This is a genomic window from Candidatus Methylomirabilota bacterium (assembly GCA_036001065.1).
Classification (GTDB): domain Bacteria; phylum Methylomirabilota; class Methylomirabilia; order Rokubacteriales; family CSP1-6; genus MNEF01.
Window position 1 is genome coordinate 1 of sequence record DASYUQ010000092.1, and the last position, 22,534, is coordinate 22,534.

Below are 22,534 nucleotides of genomic sequence, written 5' to 3' on the forward strand. Positions count from 1 at the left end.
CTCCTGAGATCCTTCCCTATCTCGTCATGGCGACCTCCTTCCTGGGTCTCTCGACATCCCTCGCTCCAGCCGGTGGTCGGCGGTGAAAAAAACTGGTGGGCAGGGACGGGATTGAACCGCCGACACCAGGATTTTCAGTCCCACCCGGTAGGCTCACCCAGCGACCTCATTCGACCTGAAGCGTTGTAATCCGCGACGTTGCGCGCCCGTCGTCATCGGATCATCGCCGATGGCGGCGGGTCGCGCCGCATCGAACGGTGCAAGTTTGGCGCAAGTCGGACGAGTCCGGCGGGCGTAGTTGGGAGTTGCGCTGCCTCGCTCACGGATCCAGCCGGGAGAGTACCGCCGGGTCGCCTATCAACCTTCTCTTCGATAAAGTCCACAAGCCGCTCGCCGCCAGCGAGGCGGTCGAGTACGCTGACCAACGTCTGTGGGGTGAAATACCGCGCGAGCATCGGGTGTTCCTCGCGCCACATCTCCGCGTTGCCCTCCTCGGCAAAGCTTGCGGACCATATCCCGGGGAGTTCCAGGGCCGAGTAGAAGATTCTCCAGGAAGACGGAGTCGGGCTTCTTTGGGAATCTGAGCATGGCCCCCCTGCTACGGCCCCGACGATTGAGAGCTTATGCGAGCGAAAGGGGGGCTTACCGACACGGAGATGGGGCGCTCGCTGCGATGCGGCCGGGGAAGGAGGGCTGAGGCCGGAGGTGTAAAGGGTTGCCACATACCCCAATGGGGAGGGTACATTGAAGCTGTATAGTGCCGGATGTAGCGGCAGGGCCGGGCTGATGACCCGGGGCTTCGGGGCTCGTGGCCCTTCCACCCCGGGCGGCCGATCCCCACGCGGGGGGCGGACCGTAGAGCGAACGGTCGTGGTTCTAGCGGATCAGGCAGGGCCTGTCAAGCTGACCACTCTCCCGCCAAAGGTGAAGGTCGCATGCTCGCCTGCAAGGAGACGGGTGTCGTCGTCGCCCTGGTCGTGTGCCGAGTTCCTTGCAGCGTCTTCGGATACGCTCGTCGATTCGAGCGCGAGGTGAGGGTAGTGATGGCGGACGAAAAGGAACAGAAGGACAAGGACAAAGATAAGGACAAGCATCACCCGCCGCGTCCGGTGCCGCAGCCGACGCAGCATCCGCAGCGGTAGTTTTTGCTTGAACATCCTCGGCGGGTCTCTGTGGTGGAGTAGCGCAGAAATGCGCGACTTCTGGCCATCCGAGATCCGCCGAGTCAAGCAGGAATACCCTGCGTTCGAGTTACGTGACCGGCCACCGCGCCCCGACCTCGATCCGGATGACGCCGAACGGTGTGGTGTTGTCGTACGGACGTGGCGCGGCATGATGCAGCCCTTCCCGCCGACACTGGACAAGGACGAGCTACTCACGATCATCTCCGACCTGTACGACGGTGGCCCGGCACTCAGAATCGATTTGAACGGCACATTGCGCCACGATGTCCACTGTCGACGTCGAGCGCACCCCCTTCTCCCCGATCTCGTTCCCCAAAATCCGCTGACGGCCACGTATGAGATGGAGGTTGCGTACGCCGTGCCGCCGATGCGGCCCATCGTCCGCGCGATACACCCTCGGATCACGGTGCGCGAGTACCCGCAAATGCCGCAGCCCATCGCGCCGCTCAAGGCCTTGTGCGTCGCCAACGCGCCCACGGACCCGTGGAACTTCCACTCCGACGGCGCGCTACGCTATCTCGACTGGACTGCGTACTTTGTGGGCAAGCACACCCTCTGGTTGGAGTGCTTACACCGCAATGGTCGCGCCGAGTGGCCCGGCCGTTCTCGCCCCGGCGATCCCGACGATGAGATCAAGAACACCCCTCCCAACGCCCCGTGTACCTGCAACTCGGAGGTCCCCTACCGCGACTGCCACCTAGCGTTCGACCTGGAGAACAGCGAGAGAAAGAAAAAAGGCCTACGTCCTGAAACGAGACCGTTGAGCATGGCGTTCTATAAATCTAGGCCGTGACGACTCACTACGCGCAGTCTGCAACTAGCATCTCCGGTGACCTTATCTCGCATGTTGAGTCACTTCACAGAACGGCATCGGAGTGGACCTCCCGTGGGCCGGCCGGTCTCGCACCCCTGGCAATCCCGGCGTATATCGTTGCCGTCGCAGCCGTCGAAGCGTATCTCAACGAGACGTACTCTTATTACTTCCGCCTGCCAGGGGAGGATGAGGAAGTGATATCAGCTGACGCTTTAGAGAAGCTAGAACTTGGTCTGAAACTGATCCTCCTTCCTTACTTGTTGTTCGGCAAAAAGCTCTCTAAAAGTCAGCAGCCTTATCAGGATATGGACCTCCTTATCAAGCTTCGTAATGAGCTTGTCCACTACAAGATGAGCGGGAAACCGCCGAAGCCTGTAAAGAGTCTCGCTCAGCGAGGCATTATAAAGCGCGTTCCGCCAGAGCAGGAGCAGGCCGGCGGACCCCACGCATGGGCTGACAGAATAAGCACGTTGGAAGGTATCCGCTGGGCAAACAACACCGCAGCTGCGACGGTCCATGCCCTGGCTGCCCTCGCACCCTCGGACAAGGCAAAAGCGTTTACAAGCCTTGCGTCTAACTTTCGGACGATTCCGTTAGCGGCTCGAGGAAAGTAATGATCGCCGACGATGTCCTGGCAGGATTCATGCGCGTAGATCCCAAGCGCGGGGAAGTGTTCAAGCAGCAATTGGCATCTGCAATCGTCGTCAAGATTCAAAATGTCGCAAACTACTTTTGGGAAGGTACCGATCAGGAGGCATGGGATCTCCGCAGCGACTTTCCGAATGTCGCACCACCGTGGCCGCGCTTTTGGATGGAGTGGAAACTACCGACTGGTTTAGTGACGAAGACCGGTGGCTATCAGCGGCTTAGTGAAGAGGTTCCTCGGTGGGGTGTCGGTGTCTTCGGTGCTGCGGCAGAACTCGAAAACCGCTCTCTCGCGCGCTGGCAGTTGGATCTCTACTGCTTCTCTGGTTCGCCAGAGCGCCAAGATCCATTCATGGCGGCCATTCAACTGCTGATCGATGCTGACGGCCATGTCGTGATGGGTGGTACGGAAGAAAACCCCCAAGCTGCCGTTTATGCGATTCCGAAGGCCGATATAGAGAGCTACGGTCAGGCCAGTGCAGAACTCGTGACCAGCGCCAGCTTCCGTACGCCGGCGCTCCTTGCGCTCTGTTTTTGTCACTGCAACAACGTCACAATTATCGAAACACCGGTCTCATCCAAACTCCTCAAGAAACGAGACGCCCGCGATCGTGCACCCGTCACGAAGTACTACACGCTTGAAATCGCTCCTATGCAGAAGACCCTTCGAGAAGCGGCAGGCGCGGACGGTTCGCTCAAGCATGCCCTTCACATCTGTCGTGGTCACTTCAAAGACTATCGCGAGGGTAGCGGTCTATTCGATAAGTTTCGGGGGATGTATTGGTGGGATATGCACACGCGCGGGAGTAGCAAGCTTGGGGAGATCCGGAAGGACTACGACGTGAAGCCGCCTTGCTCCGCTTGACACTACGGAATAACTGGGGACAGCCGGGTCACTTCTTCCACCTCGCCGCTGCCGCCTTCTTCGCAATCTCCCGTCGTCGCTCTGCCGTGAGGTTCTTCGCCCGTGTCTGGCCGCCGATCCGGCCAAGCTCCTGGATGGCCCGTAGCACGCGCGGGTCGAGTCCTTTCCTGGCGCTCATGGCTTAGGCCTAAGAATACCCTGGGCCGGTCTCAGAGACAACGCCCTGTCGGCAGGAGGAGAACTGAAGGCCTCCTTTGAGGGGGAGGCGCCGTCACCGCGCCACGTCAGGCCACCTATTGGGCGCTGCTGCGATCGCGTGCCGCTGGGCGATTACAGGGTCACCTGTGCGGAGTGATTCCTTCACCTCGCGCTTCCCAATGATCGGACGGAGCTTCGGCGGAACCATGCGACGGACGATGTAGACGCCATAACAGCGTGCGCTCCCCTGTACCAAGTGGAGCACCGCGAAGATTGGCAGATCAGCTACTTCACGCGGTTAGCTGTGGCTGGTGGCCCCAACGGGATTCGAACCCGGATGAGTCCGGCCACGTTTTCGCCGGTCCTGCTGCCACTTTACGTGTCGACCAGTTCTGGCACTATCGACGCGATTCAAACCTGCAGCTACGTTGAGCCATTGATCTCGCGCTCGAGTTTGCGAAGCCGCTCAATGAGCCTCTCGAAGCGCGGGGCAGTGCCGAAGATCATCGGAGCCATCTTTGCGTAGTCTCCAGCAAACTCGGCGAGCCTTGCCTCGGGGGGCACGAGCCTGAGTGTCCCGGGTTTAGCCGTGTCGTAGTGCGACCAGCCGGAGTAGAAGAAAACCTCCTTGTAACGCCTGACCTTCTCGAGCATCTCGGTGTCCCTGATGGCTCGCCGACCCGCCTCCGTGTCAGCAAGCAGCGCCAGGTCGTAACAATGACGCGACAGCCGCTCTTTCGCTGGCCCCGCCGGACGGTGATACTCCGAATGTAGGAGCGTTGCCTTCTCCCAGAAGGTTCGCTCCGCTCCAAGAAGGGTATCCCAGGAAACGGGACGAGCTGGGATGCGAGACCCGGTAGCACCAGAGGCAGGAAGTTAGTCCGCCAGCCTCCCCAGTCAGCGGCTCGGCGCAGCAGCGACCGGATACTCCGACCACGTCTGGCCGGCCAGCTCGCGGCCGCCAGCCTTGGGCGTTCGACCGCCCCACTGCTTGAAGAAAAAGGCCACCCCGGCCGCCTGGCACAGGTCGCGGAGCTCAAGGAGCCAGCGTTCCGCTTCGGGCTTCGGTCTTACGCGGCCGGCGATAATTTCCACCAGGGCGCGCCGCGGGATGCCACCCGACTCGCCGCCGGCGATCAGCCAGGCGATCCCCCGAAGATCGAGGTCGGTAAGCGGCCCAAGCAACGGCTCAGCGCTGATGAACCTGATGCGAGCGTCCACCTGGCGGAGGCGCTCGACGCGCCAGGCATAGCGCATGGACTCAACCGACACGCCGAGCCACACGTTGGGCGGCACGGGCACGACCTCAGCCCGACCTCGGTGCCACAAGACCATCCGATCCGGGCGTTTGGTCAACACCTGGAAGACATGTCGAGTCGCACGGGCCATAGTGGCGAACACCTCGTCTACATACTCAAGCGGCACAGCGTCGTGGAACAGATCACTCATGCTGTTGACAAATACGCGCCGTGGCTCTCGCCACCGAAGTGGCAGATCGAGCTGGTCGGGATGAAGTGTGACGGCGAAGCCATTCTGATAACGTGGGTTGCCCATGATCTTAAGGCGGAGGGCCAATCGTTCGGCGTAGCAGAACTTGCAGCCCGGCGAGATCTTGGTGCAGCCAGTGACAGGATTCCACGTTGCGTCAGTCCACTCAATCGCCGAAGTAGCCCCCACGAAGGCTCTCTCCTTAGGCTCTTATCACTGAATTATGACTCGTGGCCGGACGTGCCATCGCGTTTTGGATTGCCTACAGCCCACAACTCCAGATCCAACTGCTCGCCCTGCTCCGGGACGTCAATGACGTCGCCGTAAGCACGGCGCATTTGCAGAGGCGCTTTCGGGTGGTCGGTCGCGTGAATCATATAGTACATGGTCCTTCCGCCTCGCTCGCGCTCATAAATCGCCCACGGCTTGACGGAGAGGTATCCGAGCTCTCTCCTCATACGGTCGGCAAACCGATGAGCCCGGAGAGGGCCCGGCATCCCGCGCAGCTGCTGCCAATCGGAGCGACCCCACCACGCTTCAACCAGCGCTGGCCGCTTCACACCGGCCAGGGCTCGGTCAAGCCAGCTATTGGCCAGGAAATAGAAGAGCTCAATCTTGTAGCGTCCGGTTTTCTTGTGTGCCAGCGCCCGTAGTGTGGCCCACTGGCACTCAAAGGTCCACTGGTCGAGGAGACAGAACGTGGCCTCGTTCTCTCCGATCGCTGCCCCTTCAACGAAGTCAAGGACGCGCTCGTTGAAGTCTCCCGCGTAGATCTCCACAAAGCGCTCGTCGGACGGCGGCAGACTAGCCTTCAAGGCGTGAAGCCGTGCCAGTTGACCCCGGCTGCGCTCGAAAAGATGGAATCGACGTATCCACTTTGGCTCGAGCTCGAGCACGAGCTTCGCTGACCACGAGTCAGGGTCTTCAGGCTCTTGTGGACCGGAGAACCCGTCAACGTACGTGCCGTGGCGTGTGATCATAAGGAACAGGAACAGATACCGCTGGATCAGTCGGGCCTTGTGGAGAGTCCATACCGGCTGGTCTGGCGTCGGGACGGACAGCGTTTCCGGTGCCACAGGCGCGGGTAGCGCGAAAAGGGTCGGCGCGTGGTCAGGATCGTTGCCAGGAAGCAGTTGCTCGCGCAACGGTCGACGACGCGTCATCGAGCTAATCAGTGTCGCGCGAACCGTGGAACCGCAGACTGGTTACGACAACGCGCCCGGGCTCAATCGAGCTCTCGTCGATGAGGTACACCAACCGCCTGAGTGGCTGAGAGTTGTCCGAGAACCAGTTCAAGATCCTCCAAGCTTTCGGGAGAAGATCTGTTGGGGCTGGGGTCATCACGCCGCGGATAAATGCGGCCACGCCGCCGCGGCGGGTGAGATACTCGGCGAGAGCTCCGGCCGTCAGGTCTGCGATCGCTACAAAGTCCTCGGTCACTGGCCCTGTGTCAATCGCTGTCGTACCGACCCGAAGGTGCCCAAGGTTGTGGTCAAGGTAAGAAGCTGAGACTGTAGCGGCTAGGTTCGTCAATTCGCGGAGTCGATCCGGGTTGGCCGCAATGTCGTCCTCGTCCGTGATCCAAATGACGTTCTGGCCGGGTGAACTCAATCCCGCCAGGAAGAAACTAACGAAGTGCACGACCCGGAGCATTCGTTCGAGTACCGTCCGATTCCAGTGATCGTATTGCATAAGATCGAGTGGAGCTGCCTGGTTGTTCTGTAAGAAAAGACTGCCGGCGCGTTTCGAGATGAGAACTGCAACGAGGAGGCCAGGCATCGCATTGGCCGTCTCTAGGAACGGGCCAAGCGCTCGGCGCCGCCGCGTGTCACCCAGCTTGGAAAACGCAAACCGCCGACGATCCCGAAGATAGCGGTGCCTGATCTGATGCGTCTCAGATACCCAAGCGCTGAGATCCGAAGTATTCGCAAGGAGCAGGGCAAATGCCTCGTATCGGTAGCGCGGATGCTGACCGGCATAATCAGACCCAATCATCACCATGGGACCTGTATCGAGATTCGGTAGCAGCCCTGGATGCCGCCACTCGGCTTCCTGGATGCAGGCCGCGATGGTTCCCATCGGGCCAAGGTCTCGTCTTTTCAGGATGGTGGGATTAAACCTTGAGATTGGGACTCCGGCGCTCACCGGCAGCCCGAGTGAGCAGCCCGCCAAGCCAGTAGCGGGAGGGACGGCCGCGACATTGCCGTCCCGACGCTATCCCGAAGGCGGCGGAGACGTCAAGTTATAGGCTTCTCACCTTTTCAGGGAGCCCTGCCGACGCCATGGATTTTTGGCTTTCGGAGGTACGGCTTGAGGCAGTCGCCGGGCCGCTTCATGGTCACTGGCCTAGCGTTCGGCAGTCGCTCGCCGTGCTCTCCTTGCACTCTGATTCCCGCATGGGCGCCGCACAATCTGTCCGGCTTCGCGTGCAAACGCGACCTGCGGTAGAGCCAGCGACGCGCGCGGCGATTGAAGCGCCGAAGAGCACGGTGACTCCAGTTAGATCGGTACGGCTGATGGCGCGTCAGCTGACCAACCTCTGCCCGCTCTGCGCCTGCGATCCAGGAAGTGCTGCAAAACGCCTATGCTTCACGACTTCCCGTGGAGCTACGGCGACTCGCGTGGTGTCTGAAGTGGCTCTTCATCTCGCCTTACCGAAATGCTGTTCCTCGCCGCCCAAGGGGCTCGAGCTCATAGCGATCGCTCGCGGTGAGACGGTTCAGAGCGTCGGCCGACACCAGGAAGTGTCGATCGAGCTCACGCGTGGCGTGCTCAAGACGAGCCGCGGTGTTCATCACGTCGCCGTGAAACACGATATCGCGCTTCGTCTCTTCCTTCTCTGGCTCCCCTTGGGTGCCGCTATCAGCCGCCCGGCCCGCGTCGCAGGATCTGGAGCAACGCAGCAAGGAACGCCGCGGTCTGCTCGGGGGTGGCCTCGTTGGCGACCCGTCGAATTGCATAGCCGATGGACGCGTCGTCGCCTTGCTGGCGCTTCACCCAACCGATGGCCCGCTCTAGATCCAGCGGGCGGTCGCGCCGGGCCGGCCCAGACGCGGCCTCCTCCTGAGTGTCGCTACGCCCCGGGTCCGGCCGGTCCTCTCGCCAGTGACGGCGATCGGACTGGGGAGCGTCAGGCGTTTGGGGCATCTCGGGGGGGTCCCTGTGACGCGGTCCGCGCCTGTCAGTGTCGTCACCCGTGGTCTCCGGGTGGTGGACGACTGGCAGCTCGTCGCGGCGTTTGATCAAGATCGTCTGTCCGAACGTCAGTTCCGCCCACTGCCATTGGAACGATCCCTGCCGCGCCCGCATCGCCTCGCCGAGGGTGCGCCGGATCGGTCCAAGACCGGCAACGTGGAGCCCGTCGTGGCCGCGCAGTAGGGCGTCCGCTTGCGTCTGGGGAGCGACCCAGGTCAGCAGATCGGGGTAGCGATGCCCGACGCTGCGGCCGCCACTGGCGAGATCGGCCATTCTCCTGGCCTCGGCTGCGATGAGAGTGCTGTCCATCACCGGCACGGGCGGTTCGTCGGAGCCGACGGCACCGAGAAGGGCGCCCGCCAACGTCGCGATGGTGTCGGTGTCGGAGCCGATGACGTTCGCAGCGGTGGCTAGCGACCTCGCGGGGGGTTCGTCGCACCAGGTAAGAGCTGCCGCCGCGACGACAGTGAGTATACCGCTGCCGCGGCGGGCCGGATCGAGAAGGTTGAGCGCATCGATCACGCGGCGATACCGCTCTCCCGCTGAACCGCTCGCGAGGGCACGTTCCGCGGCGCTGATAGCCTCGCCGACGTCATGGCACGCAGTCTGCCACGCTTCGGCGAACGGACTTCGTGCTTCCCGTTCCCACTCAGTGAGCCAGAACTGACCGAGCTGCGGATCGTCGCGGATTACGGACGGCACCATGCCGACTTCGTCGACGAGCTTGCCCAGGATCGCCGGGCTCGGGAGGGTCCCGGTAGCCATCGAGTGAGCGAGGGCGAGCGCATGAAGGGTCGCTCCAACCAGTGCCGTCGGGTGGGCGTGGGTGCACACCGAGTTGCGGAGCACGTCAAGCATGTAGGTGCGCGAATCATTCAGGTTCGAAGCGGCCCAGACATGCGGTTGGATTCGCATGGCGGCTCCATTACCTCCCGCGTGGAGCCAGTTCTGATAGGTATTCGAGAACCATGTGGTCGTGGCCTTCGCCAGATTGGTGGCAGCGGCCTTGGTCGAGAGCCCGCCGCCGAGCGCATACGCCAACCAAACAGGGAGCTCAACCTTGGCGAAAGCCTCGACATCGAACCCCTTCGGCCCGACGGCGCGGGCAACCGCAAGGCGAAGTTGCGTGTCGTCGGAGTAACAGCCCGCCGGGAGTGTCGCGTCAACCCCACCACGTCCGCCGATGCGCCGTTTCCACTCTATCGGAGTGGTCAGTTCGAGGCCTCCAGTGCGGCGGCGCAGTCCGGCGGCGTCGGTGAGCTCGCTGATGAACCCGAGCGCGTCGCCGTAGGCCGCCCACAGCGCCGACCGACGGGTTCGCGCGACGCGGGCGGCGTCGGCGGCGCCGCGCGGCAGCTGCTGCTCCGGCATCGCGGGCTCGGCGTTGTTGCGGGGCGGTTCGTCGAACAGCCCGTGGTCGCTCACTCGAAGACCTCCGGTGCGTGGCGGACGCGAACATTGTGGTCGAGAGCGCCGAGGGCGCCGTGGACGTCGTCGAGCGCGTCTTCGGCCTGGACGTCGATCCGTTGGAGGTACCGCACGTCGACCTCACGCGGGTACAGCACCTCGGCCTGACGGTCCGTGGTGAAGTGGTCGGGGAGCCCGGCGCGGCTGTGAGTCGAGTCGTACCTGCCTATTACAGGGTCGTCGAATAGCTGGTTGAACCCTGCGAGCCCCTCTGCCCTCCGGCACGCCGGGTAAATGTTGTTGGTTGTCGCGAACACGACCCCGGGGTGGCTCAAGATGTCCGGCACGAACGACAGCACCACCCACGACACACCGTCAGCGATGTGCCACCTCTCGGAGGTGTCAAACATCCAGTCGTTGATCCTCGAAATTGAGAGGCTCACGTAATCGAGCCAGGGGGCGTCGCGGCTCCGGTTCAAAGCGTTTGGGCGGTACACGTGCTCGAGGTACTGATCCCGCGGCAGCCGCCGTCTGCTCTTCAGGGCCCTGCCTGCCAAGATCCCGACTGCGCCATGGATGGTCGTGAAGTGGACGATGTCAGTAATGCCGCGCTTGATCGCGGCTGTCAGGACGTCAGAGCAGGGCGATAAGCGCGCCACTTCATCGCTCGTCCGGGGACGGGCCGCCTGGGGTCGGGTCATAGGCATCAATACCCTAGACCCTGACGGCATCGTAGGTCGCGGGATCAAGCAGGCCAATGAGTGTCGATCCCTCCCCAGGCTTGTAGCCGACCATGACGGAGGTGCGGGCACGACCGACGCCCATCGCGAGCAGCCGGCGGAGACGCTCGAGCGTCGCGTCCCCTTCCCCTTCGCCATGAGGTGTGACCTGCTGATTGAGGCCGGGGATAAGGACGTGGTCGAACTCGAGCCCCTTGGCGGAATGGATCGTCGACAGGCCCACCTGCTCGGGTCCGCTCGGCCAGACGCTCTGGCGCGTGAGCTCGCAGTGCGGGATGCCATGGCGGCGTAGCGTGGCGCGGGCGTAGTCGAACCACCTTCCGCCCCGCGGCTGCAAGATGGCCACCGACTCCTTCTTGAGATCGGCATGCTGCAGGAGCTCGGCCAGCATGTACTCGAGCTGGTTGCTGTAGGTGCCGATGACGACCTTGGGCCGCTTGCCTGTCTGCCGGCAGGCGGTGAAGTCGGGTAGCGACCCGTCGTCCTCGAGTGGCAGGCCCGCCACCAGTGGTCGCGCGAAGGCGGCAATCTCGGCGGTGTTCCGGTGGTTCTCCTCAAGCTTGTAGATCATGTTCGGCCGCAACGCGATGCCGACCTCGACCCACGTGAAGAAGCGAGGATAGATCCGCTGTACCGCGTCTAGCACGAACGTGGTCGAGTGGTTCTGGGACAAGTGGGCGAGCACGGCGCGCACCTGGTTGGCCGAGAAGTCCTGCGCTTCGTCGACAATGACGACGTCGTATTCCTCGGATTCGATGTCGGCCGCGCCGAGGGCGAGGTCGTTCCAGTCGAGAACGCCGGCGGCGTCCTTGGCGTCCTGGTAGGGCTGGATGACATCGTCGAGCAGGCGCTGCCGAAGGACGGCGTCGACTCTGGGCGAGTTACCCCGCCCAGTCCTTTCTTTTGAAAGGTACTCGCCGAGTTTCTCAGGGGTGAACCGCGAGACGGCGTACTCAACCTCGTCGACGAAGAAATCCAGTTGGTCGGGCCGGATCATCCTGAGGAGATTCGGCTTCAGTCTCGCCGTCACCTCATCCCGATCGAGGATGTCGACGGGCCCGATAAGGCGGCGGGCCCACTTGCTGAAGGTGCTGACCTCGAGGTCGAGGCGCTGGTCGGCGGCGACCTGCTGGCGGGCGAGTTCGACGATGTAGCCCTCAAGCGTCTTGTTGTAGGTGAGGACCAAGACACTGACCGGGTCCCTCAGACCCAAACGATCCTGACGAGCGAGCCGACTCCTGGTCAGCTGCTTCAGACGGAGCAGGGCGGTGGTTGTCTTCCCGCTCCCCGCGGCTCCCCTGATGAGCCGAAAGCCGGGCCGGCTATCGGCGAGGATCGTCAGTTGCTCGCGAGAGGGCCGGACCGGCGGAAGGACCCGCATGGGGCGACTCCTAGGCGGAACCCGTTGCCCGGGTTCACATACTTGGCATGATACCCGCTCACGTCGAGGATAGCAACATGAGCGCCCTCCATCGCGAAGTTGAGGAGGACGAGGCCGCCATGGCGCTGGTCGCGCACATCGATCGCCGGGCGCATCGCCGGCTGCAGGCGAGCGACTATACTCTGCGCCAAGCTCCTGGCGCCGATGGTGGCGCCGCTGCTCACGGCGCTGGAGCGGTATCACGGGGTCCCGATCTCCGCCGCCGTCCGCGCCACCCTCGAGGCCGCCAGCCCGGCGACGCTGGACCGACTGCTGCGCTCGCTGCGCCGCCGCCGCGCGCGCCCGCCCCGCCGGGCCTCGCCCCCCTGCACACGCTCCGGGCCCAGGTCCCGCTGCGCACCTGGAGTCAGTGGACCGGCGTGACGCCGGGCGCGGTCCAAGGCGATCTCGTCCTCCATTACCTGTCGGCGATCCTGGCCAGCTCGCTCGCTCGCCATCCCGATCTGGAGGGCGGATGGGCGCTCAAGGGCGGGACAGCCCTCAACCTGTTCCTTCTCGACGTTCCCCGATTGTCGATGGACATCGACATCAACTACGTGGGCCAGAGGGAGCTGGAGGCGATGCGGGCGGCCCGCCCACGTTTCGAGGCGGCGGTCGTAGCGTGCTGCGAGCGAGAAGATTGTACGGTGCGCCGCATGCCCGGCGAGCACGCGGGCGGGAAGCTTCGCCTGCGCTACACCGCGGCGACGGATGGCACCGGGTCGCTGGAGGTCGACGTGAACTTCCTGCTCCGGCGCCCAATCCTGGATTTGGAGCACAGGGCGCCCCGCTTCCCGCCGGACGCTGGAGCCGAGACTGTTCCCCTCCTTCGCTCGAAGAGATCGCCGCCGGTAAGTTCACCGCGCTGCTGATCAGGCGAGCCACCCGCGACGCGTTCGACGCGTCTCAGCTTCTCGAGCTGGCCCCCAATCTGCTCGATCGGCCTGGCTTCCGACTGGCCTTCGTGATCTATGCCGTCGGAGTGCGACAGAGACATCCGGCGGCTCCGTCGCACCGATGTCGCCGTGACTCCAGCCGAGGTGCGGGATCAACTGCTGCCGCTGTTGCGCGTCGAAGGCCGGCCATTCGGCGGTGACCATGTCAGGCTAGCGGAGTACCTGACCAAGATCTGTACGTCAGCGGGAGAACGGCTACTGGCATGGACGGCCCGTGAACGGGAGTTCATCGATCGGCTGAGCGATGGCGGTGAGATCGTTGCTGAGCTCATCACTGACGTTTCGGCTACGCAGGCATTGGTGCGCAAGCACCCGCTCCTGCAGTGGAAGGCGCTGAACATCAGGGAGTTCAGGAGTCGGGGAAAGCCGGGCCCACGATCCGGGCGGCGACGCGCATAGGAACCACCGCGACGGGCCGATCCCGGATCGCATCTCGTCGCCCAGGGTGACGGAGCGTCCGGAGGCACGCTCGACGGCACGCCGGCGGATCGTGGATCGGCATGCCGCCTGCCTGGAAAGCATGAAGTATCACGGAAGTCGCGTGCTTCACGACTTGGTCTGAAGCGATAACGACTTGCGTCGCACGTGAGGTAAGTCTTTATCTTGCCGTACCACCGTCCTCTCCCTCCCCGCCCCTCTCCCGCCGGCCCCGTCCCTACCCCGTCATCGGTCCTGCGCCGGGCCCGTCTTGAGTCCGCCGCCGCCACGCCCGGAGGTCCGGTCCGGGTCCAAGAACAGCTCGAGAATCAGGCCGACCGAGGACCGGAGATCGATCGTCTGGCCGGTACTCTTCGGGTCCAGCCTTGGAACCAGCGCCAGGCAGCCGCCCAGCAATGCGGAAGGCCCAGCGGTGGCCACTGAACGGTGTCCAGCCGGGCCCGGTCCGACGGCTCTCGCTGGCGTCGGCCCTGCTCCGGGCTGAGCTGAACACCGCCATTGGCGCCGCCTACGAGGCCCTGGCGGCTCCGTTCGAACCTAGGCCAAGGCGAGCGTCTGGCTGGCCGCCAGCCTGCCTCCTGCGCTCGCCCCGCGGTCATCCGCTTCGATCGCGCGGCCCCACTACTGTGGCGATCTGAGGCGGGGCCGTGCATCTTGCCGCAGTCGAGCCGGGCCGATGGTTTGCTGCCTCGTGGCATGCCCACTCCATGATTCGGCAGCCCCGTCCGCGAGTTCCACCTGATCGCCGTGAGGACGCCAGGCCTCGGTGGGAACGGCAAAGTCCTTGCCTACTGCGCAGTCAGGCAGTCACCGTGACCATGCCGACCTGCCCTTCGCGTTCCCCAAGGCGCTCGGACGCCTTCCGGCCCGGGGCGCATCGTTCACCCTTCGGCTCCTCGGCGGCTGAGTGTAGGCGATGGACACACCCGGCCCGCTAGCCTCGGTGCCCGCGCTGGACGAGATCGCCCGCGAGCCGGGAAGGGCCGCGACGCTAACGCCCGATGTGGCTCGCACACTTCATGCTCGGTGCTTGGTAGTCCTGACGGCGCTACTCCCCGCCGTATCGACACCGGTCCCAATCGAGTCCACGGCGCGGGCCGAGGCGAGGAAGTGGCTCAGACCGAGAGAGGCGTCGATGCGGTTCAACGTTCCGAAACGGTGGCTCTTGGCGCACGCTGCCGAGATCCCGGGAACACAGAGGCTATCCCGGAAGACCATCCTCTTCGAGGAGGCCCGGCTCGAACGCTGGCTGGAGAGGCACAAGCTTTGAATATGACTGGCCACATTGCCGTCTCGGTGCTGGAATTACCGTCACGGCCGAGAAGAGCCGCACCAGCAAGGAAGGAGAGGCCATGAGGAAAACCAGGCTTCGCATCGACCAGAAGGTTTGGCGCGGCGCCCGCATGGGGCCGCTCGACGAGCGAGTCGGCTTTCAGGGCATCGCCGACCGCGCGCTCCGGCTGCACCTCAAGACGCCGAAGGGAGGCGGGCGATGAGCGGCGAGATCCAAGACGCGCCTCCCGTCCGCCGCGCCCGCGGCGACGGGTCGATCTTCCAGAAGCGGTACACGGACAGGCGCACGGGCGCGACGAAGAAAACCGACACGCTGTACATGAAGTTCTACGTCGGTGGTAAGCCAATTGTGGAGCCGACCGGGACCACGAAGTGGAACGCCGCCAGAAAGGTTCTGCGGCGCAGGATCGGCGAGATCGCCAGCGGGCGATACATCCCCGCCGATGTCGAGAAGACGACCTTCGGGCAGGTCAAGCAGATGGCGCTCGACCATTATCGGGCCAATGGCCGGAAGTCCCTCGATCGCTTCGAGGACGCCGTCTCGCACCTGAGCGGGTTCTTCCCAGACCAGCTCAGGGTTCGCGACATCAGTCCTGACCGAATCACCGCCTACGTTGCGGCCCGGAAAGAGGAGAAGGCGGCAAACGCCACGATTAACAGAGAGCTCGCCGCCATGAAGCTGATGCTGCGGCTCGGCGAGCGCGCTGGAAAGGTTGTGAACCGCCCCTACGTCGGGATGCTGGAGGAGAACAACCGGCGCAAGGGGTTCATGGAGGACGACCAGTTCGCGGCCATCCAAGCGCATCTACCGCACGACCTGAAGGCTCCGATGGAGGTCGGGTTCATCACTGGTTGGCGCGTGAAGTCGGAGATCCTGACGAGACAGAAGTCCCACCTCGACCTCAAGGCTGGATGGCTGCGGCTGGAACCGGGCGAGACGAAGAACGGTGAGGGCCGGATGTTCCCTCTCCTCCCGCGGCTGCGAAAGGTGCTCGAGGCACAGGCGGTGAGAACCGAGGCCGTCGAAAGGGCCACGGGCCGGATCATCCCGTGGCTCTTCCACCGCAACGGCAAGCCGATCAAGTCCTTCCGTCGGGCGTGGCTGACCGTGTGCCTCAAGGCCGGATTCGCTCGGGTCGTCTCCGAGCAGCCCCGAAAGATCGAGGCGCTCCGAATCCCGCATGACTTCCGCCGGACGGCGATCCGAAACCTGGAACGGGCTGGCATCCCCCGGTCCGCCGCGATGGCGATGGTTGGGCACAAGACCGAGAGCGTGTATCGCCGCTACGCCATCGTCGAGGAGAAGATGCTGAATGAGGCCGGCGTGAAACTCCAGGGGCTCTATGACAGCGCCGAGGCCCCCGCCCGCACTGTTGTGGCTCTGGACGAGGCTCGTGCCGCTCGGGGCGCGAAGGCGTAACCGGAATGGTGCAAGTTCGGGGTAAGTCGAAGCTCCAGAACGAGACGCTCCCGAAGATCCTCTACTCGGAAGTCCTTAACAGGGCTGATAAAGGAATGGTGGGCAGGGACGGGATTGAACCGCCGACACCAGGATTTTCAGTCCTGTGCTCTACCAACTGAGCTACCTGCCCACCAGATCGAGAAGAATAGCAGAGGGGTATGGGGGTGTCTATTCGACGACGGTGATGATGCCGATGGCGCCGGACTTCTGGAAGTACACCGTGACGATGATGACCTCGCCCGGCGTCAGCGTGCGCGTCAGATCGCTGAGGACGATGCGCGGCCCGTCCTTGTCGAATTTGAGGACGCTCTGCCCCGGGATGTCGATCTCGCTCACCTGACGGCCCGACGGCGAGCGCAGCTCGGCGCGTCGGGCCACCGGCGCCTGCGCCCCCAGCAGGACGTCGCCGTATTTCCCCGTGCTCTTGAGGTCGAAGTAGACGACGGCCTCGTTGGCGGTCGGCGACCGCACCGCGCGCCCCTTCTCGGGCTGCAGGCGCACGCCGCCGACGTCTGGCGCGGTGGGGTAGTACGTGCAGCCGGCGGTCAGCGCCAGCAGCGCCAGCGCGCCGCCGGCGGCGCGCGGTGACCACCGGCCCCGCGTCATCAGGCGCCGAAGGCCCGGTCGGCGACCATCGCCTGGAAGGCGCGGGTGTACGCCTGAATGGTCCGCTCGATGTCCTCGTCGGTGTGCACGGCGGAGACCCAGCCGTGGTTCATGGAGCAGTCGACGCCCTCGTTGAGCAGCGCGCAGCGGAGCAGGTGATAGAGCGGGCCCTTGCGGGGGCGGTCGAAGCCGGCCAGCCCGGGCTTGCCCTCGAAGGAGACGTGATAGATCGAGGCCTCCCCGTAGCAGGTGCCGGGCACGCCGAGACGCCTCATCGCATCGCCGAGCCCCCGGCGCAGCTCCTCGCCCGCTTTGTTGGCGCGCGCTTGCAGCGAGGCGTCCGCGCACAGCTCGAGCGTGGCGATGGCCGCGGCCGCGCAGAGCGGGTTGGCGTTGAAGGTGCCGGCGTGAGCCACGCGCTGGCTGCGGTCCCAGTCGGGGTTGCCGCGGAAGGCGATGACCGACATGATCTCGCGCTGGCCGCAGAGCGCCCCGCCCGGCAGCCCTCCGGCGACGATCTTGGCCAGCGTGGTCAGGTCGGGCGTCACGTTGAAGTATTCCTGGGCGCCGCCCGGCGCGTAGCGAAAGCCGGTAATGACCTCGTCGAAGATCAGCACCACGTCGTGCCGGGCCGTGAGCGCGCGCAGTTCCTGGAGGTAGCCCGGGATCGTCGGCGTCGTCCCCGCCTGGCCGCCGGCGGGCTCGAGGATGACGGCGGCCACGTCGCCGCGCCCGAGCGCGACCTCCACCGCCTTGACGTCGTTGGGCGGGCAGATGACCACCTGGTCCATGGTGGCGCCGGGGACGCCGGCCGACATCGGCACCTCGTAGGGCGGATTCACCGCGGCCACGGCGCCGTCGTGCCAGCCGTGGAAGTGTCCGGCCAGCTTCAGGACCTTGGGCCGTCCGGTATAAGCCCGGGCCACCCGCATCGCCAGATGCGTCGCCTCGGTCCCCGACATCGTGAAGCGCGTCAGCTCGGCGCAGGGGACGAGCTGGTTCACGAGCTCGGCCCACCGCACCTCCAGCTCGTGGCTGGCGCCCAGGTGCGTACCGCGGGCCATCTGGGTCTGCACGGCCTTGACCACCGCCGGGTGGCAGTGGCCGAGGAAGAGGGCGCCGTGCCCCATCCAGTAATCGATGTACTCGTTGCCGTCGACGTCCCACTTGCGGGTGCCGCCAGCGCGGTCGACGTAGACGGGGAACGGCGTCAGGTGCCGGATGTCGTGGGTGATGCCACCGGGAATCACCTTCCGCGCGCGCTCGGCCAGCGCCGCCGACTTGGGATGCTTCGCCCGGTACGCGTCGTGGATGGTCATAGCGTCTCCATCATACCCGATCTGGCTTCGAGCCTGACCGCCGCGCGGCGGGCGCTGGCCGGCCGGGCGCGGCCAGCCGCAGCAGCTCGACGACCGCCGTGTGCGCCTCGAGGGGCAGGCCGTCCACGGTCGGCGTGCGGCGGCGGAGGACGCCGTCCACCGCCCCCGCGTCCACGCACGCCTCGATCAAACGCCGCTCGAGCGACGGCGTATGCAGGAGCGGCCGCCGCGCCAGCCGCTCGAGCGCCGCCACGATCCCGTAGGCGCCCCAGTTCGACGTCCCCGCCACGACCAGGTGATCGACGCCGACGACCGAGGCGATCCGCGCCATGAGCCGGCCCTCCCGCGAGAGCCGGCTGCGCACGTTGCCCATGCCGATCTCGTTGCCGCCGTCGCCGACCGCGATGGTGACGGGCCTCGCGCGCTGCGAGGGGCCTCGGCGGCCGCCACCTCCGACCAAAAACAACTCGTCGATAGGGCGGTTCCACGCCGCCACCGACTCGCCGCGGGCGCTCAGGTACTCGCCCGAACGCGCGCGGCCGGGCCGCTCGATCGCCACCAGGTGCGTCGGCCGCTCGCTGTCGAGCAGGGCCCCGGCCGCCCCGTCACCCTCGGGATAGATCTCGATGTCGACCGGCTCCTCGAGCGCCTTCAGCACGGCGCCGAGCGGCTCCACGACGGCGGGGTCGGTCACGTAGCGGACGGTCGCGCCGAGCCGCCGCAGCGCTCGTCCCAGCACCGCGGCCCCGGGCGGCCCATCGGTCTCGGGCAGGCCGGGCGGCACGCAGAAGCCGGTCGCGATCAGGACGTGGCGCGCGCCGCGCAGCGCGCGGGCGGCGGCCAGCGCCGCTCCCGGCGTGAAGAAGCTCCCGATCCCGCGGCCGCCGAGGTCGAGCGCCAGCACCTGATCGATCGCGTCCAGCCGGGACCGGGAGGCGGGCACGGTGGAGCACGCTATCACCGCGCCAGCTCGAAGAGCAAGACCTGGAACGGCGCCAGAGGATAGGTCCGCGGCTCGCCGCCGAAGCGCGGGTCGGCGCTGTCCAGCAACAGGCGCGATCCGGCCGGCTCCACCCAGGGCCGGCGCTCCGCGGTGAGGTTGGCGAAGAGCTGGACGGGGTCGCCCTCCGCGGAGGCACGGGTCACGGTGAGCACGGCGCCGCTCGGATCGAGGTCGACGCGCGTCCGCTCCTTGTTGCGCGCGCCCAGCGCCGGGTGCGCGCGCCGGAGCCCGAGCCAGGCCCGGTAGTAATCCCGCAGCGCGTGATGGCGCGGCGCCGCCGCCAGCGAGTGATTCAGCCGCGACCTGACGAACGTCAACGGCAGCGTCGGGTCGGGGATCGCGCCCTCCCATGCGAAGCGGCTGAACTCCGCCGCCCGACCCCGCCGGACGGCCTCGGCGAGCTCGGGGTCCAGAAAGGACGTGAAGAACTGGAAGGGCGCCGTCTCGCCATACTCCTCGCCCATGAAGAGGAGCGGCAGGGCCGGCGCCACCAGCATCAGGGCGGCCGCGAGCTTCAGCGCCTCGAACGGCACCAGCGCGCCGAGCCGCTCGCCGCGGGCGCGGTTGCCCACCTGATCGTGGTTCTGGGTGAAGATCACGAACCGCTCGGCGGGGAGATCGGCGCTGGCCGTGCCCCGGGCGCCGCCGAAGTACTCGGAGTGCTCTCCCTGGTAGGCGAAGCCCTCGCTGAGCGCGCGCGGCAGGTGGCGCCGGTCGCTGAAGTCGACGTAGTAGCCCCCCCGCTCACCGGTAAGGCGGACGTGGAGCGCGTGGTGGAAGTCGTCCGACCATACGGCGTCGAGGCCGAGGCCGCCCTGGGCCCGCGGCAGCACGATGTGGCGGTCGTTGTCGTGCGACTCGGCGATCACGTGGCCGGGGCGGCCGAGCCGGGCGGCCTCCGCCCGCACCGCCTCCGCGATCTCGGCCAGGATGTGCAGCGGGCTCGCGTCGAAAATCGAGTGGATGGCGTCCAGGCGCAGGCCGTCGACGTGGAACTCCCGGACCCAGTAGCGCGCGTTGTCGATGAAGTGCCGGCGCACGCCCGCGCCGTCGGGGCCGTCGAAGTTCACCGCCTGACCCCAGGGGGTCTTGTAGCGATCGGTGAAGTAGGGGCCGAACTCCCCGAGGTAGTTGCCCTCCGGGCCCAGGTGGTTGTAGACCACATCGAGCACGACGCTGAGGCCGCGGGCGTGGCAGGCGTCGACCAGGCGGCGGAGGCCCTGGGGCCCCCCGTAGGTCGACTGGGGGGCGTAGAGATGCACACCGTCGTAGCCCCAGTTGCGCGAGCCCGGGAACTCGGCGACGGGCATCAGCTCGATGGCGGTGACCCCGAGATCGGCGAGCTGGTTGAGGTGGGCGATGGCCGCCTCGAAGGTCCCGGCGGTGGTGAACGCCCCGACGTGTACCTCGTAGAAGACAAGGTCGGCGAGCCCGTGGCCGCCGAACCCCCCATCGGTCCAGGTGAAGACGGAGGGGTCCACCACCGCGGAGGGACCGTGCACCCCCTCCGGCTGCCAGCGCGACACGGGATCGGGGCGGTACCGCTCGCCGTCGAGCCGGTACTGATAGCGGGTGCCGGCCCCCAGGCGCCCCACGGTCAGCTCGAAGACGCCGTCGTCCAGGGGGGCCATGGGCTGGGGCCGGCGGCCCTCGAGGACCACCTCCACCGAGCGGCAGCGGGGTGCCCAGACATGGAAGGTCACGCCCTCGTGATGAAGGCTTGCGCCGAATCCGTTCATACGGTCCAATGTGGAGACTCCTGGCCCCGATCGCGCCGGGGGCCACGACAAAGGGCACGCGCCGATGGGCTATCCGTTCTCACTGGTCCTCCACACCCATCTTCCGATGGTGGTCAATCACGGTCGCTGGCCCCACGGCAGCGACTGGCTCTGCGAAGCGGCCTTCGAATGTTACCTGCCGTTGCTGGACGTGGTCCACCGTCTCGTCGCCGACGGCATTTCGCCCAAGTGGACGATCAACCTCTCGCCGGTTCTCACCGAGCAGCTTGCCTCCCCGGAGTTCCAGAAGGAGCTGGCCTTCTACTACGAAAACACCCGCCGCGCGTGCGTGGAGAGCCGGGAGCACTTCGGTCGCGAAGGCAGCCAGGACATGGTCAAGCTCACCCATTTCTGGGAGCAGTTCTACGAGCGGATGTGGGAGCTGCACCGCCGCATCGGCGGCGACATCCCGGGCACCTGCGCCGACCTCGAGCACCAGGGTCACATCGAGATTCTCACCTGCGCGGCGACCCATGGCTACCTGCCCCTCCTCTCCCGCGACGAGTCCATCCATCTCCAGCTCCGCACCGCGGTGGAGACGCACCGCCGCCACTTCGGCCGCGCTCCCCGCGGCATCTGGCTGCCCGAGTGCGCCTACCGGCCACGCTACGAGTGGACGCCGCCCACGGGCCCCGAGCAGAGCAAGACCCGGCAGGTCCGGCCGGGGATCGAGGAGATGCTGGCCGCCCACGGGCTCGAGTACTTCATCGCCGACGCGCACCTGATCGCCGCCGGCGCGCCCCTGTTCTTCTACCGTGACTACTTCCCCCTGCGCGGCGAGATCGTCGACGCGCCGCCGGAGATGCCCCGCACGGAGCGGCGCTCGCCCTATGCGCCCTGGCGGGTCGCCTCGCGTGGGGGCAACGGCAGCGCCATCGCCTTCTTCCGCGACCCCAAGACAACCCTGCAAGTGTGGAGCCGGGAGCACGGCTATCCCGGCGACTTCGCCTACCTCGAGTTCCACAAGAAGCACTTCCCGGGCGGATTGCGCTTCTGGCGCATCACCGATGCGGCGAAAGACCTGGGGACCAAGGCCCCCTACGAGCCCGAGGTCGCCGCCCAGCGCATCGCCCTGCAGGCCCGGCACTTCATCGAGCTCGTCCGCGACACCGCGGCCAAGGCCTCCACCCAGGGGCCGGCCCTCATCTGCTCGCCGTACGACGCGGAGCTGTTCGGCCACTGGTGGTTCGAGGGGCCGGCGTGGCTCGAGCAGGTGGCCCGCGGCTTCCAGGCCGCCGGGGTGACGGCGATGACGCTGGGCGAAGCGTTGGAGGCGGTGCCGCCGCGCGCGACCGTGTCGCTGCCGGAGGGCTCCTGGGGCGAGGGTGGCGATCACCGCGTGTGGCTCAACGCCCACACGGAGTGGACGTGGGACCGCGTCTACAGCGCCGAGGCCGAGTGGGTCGAGCTCCTCGGCCGGGCCGACGGGGCCAACGCGGACTTCCGGCGCGTGCTGGCGCAGGCGACGCGAGAGCTGTTGCTGCTCCAGGCCTCCGACTGGCAGTTCCTCATCACGACCTGGGCGGCCCGCGATTACGCCGAGCGCCGCGTCGCCGAGCACTACGCGGAGTTCAAGCACCTGGCTGAGCTGGCCCGCGCGCTGGCCGACGGCCAGGCCCTGTCGCCTGAGGCGGCGGGCATGCTGCGGCGCCTGGAGCGCGAGGACTTCTGCTTTCCCGAGCTCGATCCGGCCTGGGCCCGCGGCGGGGCCGGGGGCCATTGA

21 protein-coding genes and 1 tRNA gene are annotated in these 22,534 nt (G+C 66.0%); 9 read left to right on the top strand and 13 right to left on the bottom strand.

All coding sequences use genetic code 11. The features are described 5' to 3' along the window. Positions 1-935 precede the first annotated feature (935 nt). The 4 genes from VGV13_08250 to VGV13_08265 are packed head-to-tail and all read left to right on the top strand — an operon-like array spanning position 936 to position 3,508. Positions 936-1,142 (top strand): hypothetical protein, encoded by a 207-nt coding sequence (locus VGV13_08250; protein ID HEV8641074.1) that lies wholly within the window; start codon positions 936-938, stop codon positions 1,140-1,142. Positions 1,143-1,191: 49 nt separating this feature from the next. After that, positions 1,192-1,977, top strand: a complete 786-nt coding sequence (locus VGV13_08255; protein ID HEV8641075.1) for a hypothetical protein — start codon at positions 1,192-1,194, stop codon at positions 1,975-1,977. Continuing rightward, positions 1,974-2,612 (top strand): hypothetical protein, encoded by a 639-nt coding sequence (locus VGV13_08260; protein HEV8641076.1) that lies wholly within the window; start codon positions 1,974-1,976, stop codon positions 2,610-2,612. The genes VGV13_08255 and VGV13_08260 overlap by 4 nt, the downstream gene beginning before the upstream one ends. After that, complete coding sequence (locus VGV13_08265; GenBank protein ID HEV8641077.1) at positions 2,612-3,508, top strand: hypothetical protein; 897 nt, start codon at positions 2,612-2,614, stop codon at positions 3,506-3,508. Before VGV13_08260 ends, VGV13_08265 begins: the two co-directional genes overlap by 1 nt. 28 nt (positions 3,509-3,536) lie before the next feature. Here VGV13_08265 and VGV13_08270 read toward each other — a convergent pair whose 3' ends face one another. The 8 genes from VGV13_08270 to VGV13_08305 form a co-directional block, all read right to left on the bottom strand. After that, positions 3,537-3,686: a hypothetical protein gene (locus VGV13_08270; GenBank protein HEV8641078.1), complete on the bottom strand. Its 150-nt coding sequence runs from the start codon at positions 3,684-3,686 to the stop codon at positions 3,537-3,539. A 443-nt stretch (positions 3,687-4,129) separates the two neighbouring features. After that, positions 4,130-4,552: a nucleotidyl transferase AbiEii/AbiGii toxin family protein gene (locus VGV13_08275; protein HEV8641079.1), complete on the bottom strand. Its 423-nt coding sequence runs from the start codon at positions 4,550-4,552 to the stop codon at positions 4,130-4,132. A 51-nt stretch (positions 4,553-4,603) separates the two neighbouring features. Further along, positions 4,604-5,383: a phage Gp37/Gp68 family protein gene (locus VGV13_08280; protein HEV8641080.1), complete on the bottom strand. Its 780-nt coding sequence runs from the start codon at positions 5,381-5,383 to the stop codon at positions 4,604-4,606. A 32-nt stretch (positions 5,384-5,415) separates the two neighbouring features. After that, on the bottom strand, positions 5,416-6,339 hold the full coding sequence (tcmP, locus tag VGV13_08285) for a three-Cys-motif partner protein TcmP (GenBank protein HEV8641081.1): 924 nt from the start codon (positions 6,337-6,339) through the stop codon (positions 5,416-5,418). A gap of 22 nt (positions 6,340-6,361) precedes the next feature. Further along, on the bottom strand, positions 6,362-7,273 hold the full coding sequence (locus VGV13_08290; GenBank protein HEV8641082.1) for a hypothetical protein: 912 nt from the start codon (positions 7,271-7,273) through the stop codon (positions 6,362-6,364). A 783-nt stretch (positions 7,274-8,056) separates the two neighbouring features. Then, positions 8,057-9,814, bottom strand: a complete 1,758-nt coding sequence (locus VGV13_08295) for an ADP-ribosylglycohydrolase family protein (GenBank protein HEV8641083.1) — start codon at positions 9,812-9,814, stop codon at positions 8,057-8,059. Further along, the gene (locus VGV13_08300) at positions 9,811-10,455 is read right to left on the bottom strand and encodes a DarT ssDNA thymidine ADP-ribosyltransferase family protein (protein HEV8641084.1); all 645 of its coding nucleotides are present in this window, start codon (positions 10,453-10,455) and stop codon (positions 9,811-9,813) included. The genes VGV13_08295 and VGV13_08300 overlap by 4 nt, the downstream gene beginning before the upstream one ends. 55 nt (positions 10,456-10,510) lie before the next feature. Next, positions 10,511-11,917: a 3'-5' exonuclease gene (locus tag VGV13_08305; GenBank protein HEV8641085.1), complete on the bottom strand. Its 1,407-nt coding sequence runs from the start codon at positions 11,915-11,917 to the stop codon at positions 10,511-10,513. A 77-nt stretch (positions 11,918-11,994) separates the two neighbouring features. On the opposite strand from VGV13_08305, the gene VGV13_08310 reads away from it, so the two are divergent. From VGV13_08310 to VGV13_08325, 4 genes are all read left to right on the top strand, one after another. Continuing rightward, positions 11,995-12,828: a nucleotidyl transferase AbiEii/AbiGii toxin family protein gene (locus VGV13_08310; GenBank protein ID HEV8641086.1), complete on the top strand. Its 834-nt coding sequence runs from the start codon at positions 11,995-11,997 to the stop codon at positions 12,826-12,828. A 1,438-nt stretch (positions 12,829-14,266) separates the two neighbouring features. Continuing rightward, positions 14,267-14,620, top strand: a complete 354-nt coding sequence (locus VGV13_08315) for a hypothetical protein (GenBank protein HEV8641087.1) — start codon at positions 14,267-14,269, stop codon at positions 14,618-14,620. Between the two features lie 82 nt (positions 14,621-14,702). Continuing rightward, positions 14,703-14,846, top strand: a complete 144-nt coding sequence (locus tag VGV13_08320; protein HEV8641088.1) for a hypothetical protein — start codon at positions 14,703-14,705, stop codon at positions 14,844-14,846. Then, positions 14,843-16,063: a tyrosine-type recombinase/integrase gene (locus tag VGV13_08325; protein HEV8641089.1), complete on the top strand. Its 1,221-nt coding sequence runs from the start codon at positions 14,843-14,845 to the stop codon at positions 16,061-16,063. Before VGV13_08320 ends, VGV13_08325 begins: the two co-directional genes overlap by 4 nt. Positions 16,064-16,159: 96 nt before the next feature. Here the strand turns inward: VGV13_08325 and VGV13_08330 are convergent. The 5 genes from VGV13_08330 to treZ all read right to left on the bottom strand — a co-directional run bounded on the left by VGV13_08330 (position 16,160) and on the right by treZ (position 20,772). Further along, positions 16,160-16,235: transfer RNA gene (locus tag VGV13_08330), tRNA-Phe, on the bottom strand. Positions 16,236-16,273: 38 nt separating this feature from the next. Beyond that, positions 16,274-16,711 (bottom strand): copper chaperone PCu(A)C, encoded by a 438-nt coding sequence (locus tag VGV13_08335; GenBank protein ID HEV8641090.1) that lies wholly within the window; start codon positions 16,709-16,711, stop codon positions 16,274-16,276. After that, complete coding sequence (locus VGV13_08340; protein ID HEV8641091.1) at positions 16,711-18,030, bottom strand: aminotransferase class III-fold pyridoxal phosphate-dependent enzyme; 1,320 nt, start codon at positions 18,028-18,030, stop codon at positions 16,711-16,713. The genes VGV13_08335 and VGV13_08340 overlap by 1 nt, the downstream gene beginning before the upstream one ends. 10 nt (positions 18,031-18,040) lie before the next feature. Next, on the bottom strand, positions 18,041-18,973 hold the full coding sequence (locus VGV13_08345) for a DUF4392 domain-containing protein (protein HEV8641092.1): 933 nt from the start codon (positions 18,971-18,973) through the stop codon (positions 18,041-18,043). A gap of 14 nt (positions 18,974-18,987) precedes the next feature. Next, a complete protein-coding gene (gene treZ / locus VGV13_08350; protein ID HEV8641093.1) occupies positions 18,988-20,772 on the bottom strand; it encodes a malto-oligosyltrehalose trehalohydrolase in 1,785 nt (594 codons plus the stop codon). A gap of 64 nt (positions 20,773-20,836) precedes the next feature. Between treZ and VGV13_08355 the strand changes: the two genes are divergently transcribed. Continuing rightward, positions 20,837-22,534 carry a 1,4-alpha-glucan branching protein domain-containing protein gene (locus tag VGV13_08355; GenBank protein HEV8641094.1) on the top strand — a complete coding sequence of 566 codons (1,698 nt, stop codon included), beginning with the start codon at positions 20,837-20,839 and terminating at the stop codon, positions 22,532-22,534.